At 65.9% G+C, this 1325-nt stretch carries 1 protein-coding gene; it reads right to left on the bottom strand.

The window, feature by feature from the left end; translation table 11 throughout:
- Positions 1-62: 62 nt before the first annotated feature.
- Complete coding sequence (locus ACFYP0_RS33140; RefSeq protein WP_355502760.1) at positions 63-1094, bottom strand: DDE-type integrase/transposase/recombinase; 1032 nt, start codon at positions 1092-1094, stop codon at positions 63-65.
- Positions 1095-1325: the final 231 nt, after the last annotated feature.

Raw genomic sequence — 1325 nt, 5'->3', positions numbered from 1 at the left:
ACTGTGCTGTCCCGAGACATGTGTCAAGGGGAAGTCCCGATAGATGTGTCAGGTGTTGTTGATCAGGTTGTTCGGGTGAGGCTGATGTAGGTCCGGTCGGTGTTGGGGTGGAAGTGGCCGAGGGGTTGGCCGTCGCGGTTGTAGATGGTGATTCGGTTTTGGTCGCGGATGGCGCTGACGGTGGTGCCGGCGTGGGTGGTGCCGACGCTGGTGCGGTGTCCGGCGACGGAGATGGCGCCGGTGCTGCTGACGAGGCAGCGGTGCAGGGTGGCGTCGGTCTGCAGGGGGAGGTCGGCCGGTCCGCCGAGGCTGGGGGCGTTTGTCCATGCCTGGGCGGGGGTGGTGCGTCGCGGTAGGGCGCTGTGGCGTCGTTGGGTGTTGTAGTAGCGGCGGTAGGCGTCCAGCAGGTGTTGCAGCTCGGCGTGGGTGTTGGGGGCGGGTTGGGTGCTCAGCCATTTCTTGAGGGTTTGGTGGTGGCGTTCGACTTTGCCGCAGGTCTGTGGGTGGTAGGGGCTGGAGTTGATCGGCCGGACGCTGTGGTCCAGGAGGCACTGGACGAACGTGGAGATCGATCCGGGTCGGGTCAGTCGGCTGGTGAACGCGGTGCCGTTGTCGGACAACACGATCGCCGGGGCGCCGTACTCGGTGAACGCCTGCCTGATCGCGGTGACCGCGCCTTCGGCAGTCTCCGCGATCGTCGTGTGACAGCCGACGAGGGTTCGGGTGCAGTCGTCCAGGACGTCGAAGACCACGGCGAGGCTGCCGTCGGCGAGCCGAACGTTCGTGGCGTCGATCTGGTAGCAGTCGCGGGGGCGGGCGTAGACGAACCGGCGAAACGAGCTGCGCGGTCGTTTCGCCGGGTTCCGTTCGAGCAGGTCATGGCGGGCCAGGACCCGGTTGACCGTCGACCTTGACGGCACTCGCCACGGCGCACCGGTAGCGGCATGCACCTCTATCAGGGCGTCGCGGATGAAGTCAGCCCCATTGTCCAGGCCGAGTTCGGCGCGCAGCTTGCAGATCCAGGCGTCCAGGTCCGGTGGCGTCACCCGCGGACTGCGGTGCGGCCGCCGGGACCGCTCATGCCACTCGCCCACGTCCCGGATCCGTGCCTGATGCCGGTACACGGTACGAACCGACACACTATGCACACGCGCGAACTCGGCCGCGTTGATCCGCACCCCAGCAGCCAGCTGCGCATCGAGCAAGTTCATGACATGCCGCCGAGAAGCCATGCCAGGCACCATCTACCAGCGCACCCAAGATCCCTACCAACTGACACATGTATCGGGACTTCACCACTGACAGATGTCATGGGACTGAATAGT

The organism is Micromonospora arida, from assembly GCF_042873195.1.
Lineage (GTDB): Bacteria > Actinomycetota > Actinomycetes > Mycobacteriales > Micromonosporaceae > Micromonospora > Micromonospora arida.
Note: the sequence above shows the minus strand (reverse complement) of the source record. Positions and strands in the feature narration are given on the sequence as shown.